Annotated in this window: 1 protein-coding gene; it reads right to left on the bottom strand. The window is 64.7% G+C overall.

The window, feature by feature from the left end; genetic code table 11:
• Positions 1–172 precede the first annotated feature (172 nt).
• Positions 173–1,288, bottom strand: a complete 1,116-nt coding sequence (locus RMT89_RS40140; RefSeq protein WP_315888689.1) for an IS701 family transposase — start codon at positions 1,286–1,288, stop codon at positions 173–175.
• Positions 1,289–1,441: the final 153 nt, after the last annotated feature.

The following is a 1,441-nucleotide window of genomic DNA, read 5'->3' as shown; positions in this document are numbered from 1 at the left end:
CTAGTACTACAGGGCTAGATCTTGATCATCTGGAGCCGTAGCCGCCTTCGGAAATGGTGCCGTCGCGCCTCCGCCTGATGCGCGCGCCGCCAGATCGACCAGCGAAGTCCCTGGTAGATGGCGATGCGCGTCAAGCCGATCAGGTTGAACAGCCGCCGGACCTCGGCGACAGTCAGGGCCGCGAGCCGCCGCGTTCGCGGCCCGCGGTGACTGCCCGGGTCCGAAGAGCCCCCTTTTGCGGGGTTCGGGCCATCGCGGCCAGGAACGCCAGCGCCAGCATGGACAGGGTGATATGGCGATACCAGGCGTCGTATTTGCGTACCTGGTAGTTGTCCAGCCCGGCCTGCTGCTTGGCCGCCTCGAAACACTCCTCGACCGGCCAGCGCAATCCGATGACCGCCACCAGTTCCGACAGCGACTCCCCGCGCGGGTTGTAGCAGTGGAAGTAGGCGAGCTCCCCATCCGCGATCGAGCGGCGGACGACGTACTGGCGCCCGTCCCGTCCGGTGATTACCGCCCAGTCGTAGGTGCGGAATCCTTTCGCTCCGATCCCGCAGGCACGCCGGGAGAAGTCCCTGGGCCGCAGGTGTGATGCCAGATTGTCCAGCCGGGTCGGGGTGTCGGGGTTGGTGGTGATGCCCGCGGTGTTCACGTCGGTGGATTTCGGAACAGCCATGCAATAGGCAATGCCCTCTGCTTCCAAATACCTGCGCAGGATCCTGTTCTGGCCGAACTCCTCGTCCGCGACAAACCACGAAAACGGCACCCCGGCAGCCACGGCACGGTCGATCATGGCCTGGACCTGCTGCGGACGGGTACGGAAGGCCACCTCGTCCGGGATCCCGGCCTCCCGACGGCGTTCGAAGTCGACGGCCCAGGAATCCTTGGGCAGGTAGAGCTCCCGGTCGATCAGCACACGGTCGCCACGCCGGTTGGCGTAGGCCAGGAACGTCCCGATCTGACAATTGTCGACACGTCCGAGAGTGCCTGAATACTGCCGCTGGACCCCGGCGGATTTGCTGCCCTTCTTCGCGAACCCGGTGGGGTCGGCGATCAGCACGCCCCGGGGATCCGCGAAGCGTTCCATGGCGTAGTCGCGGACTAGGTCCCGCATTAGATCCGCACTCCACGGGGTGAGGTTCAAGAACCGTTGGAGTGCTTTGGGCTCCTTCTCGCCGGCGAATTCAGCGATGGTCCAGCCGTTCTTGCGCTGCAATGGGGAGAGGAGCCCACGCAGGTATTGAAGGGCATGCTCTTGGGACTCCGGGCGATAGAACAGCGGGGTCATCCGCTCGCCCAGCGCGGCGAACTCGCGGTCCCAGACGGCTAAATCAGCCGGGCTGACGGCGTCCGACCAACGATCTGGATCATGGGGCTGTGTCGTGGCCACAGGCAGAGCCTCCCATCACTCCATGATCAAGATCTAGCCCTGTAGTACTAG

Source organism: Streptomyces sp. P17, assembly GCF_032436805.1.
GTDB lineage: Bacteria > Actinomycetota > Actinomycetes > Streptomycetales > Streptomycetaceae > Streptomyces.
Note: the sequence above shows the minus strand (reverse complement) of the source record. Positions and strands in the feature narration are given on the sequence as shown.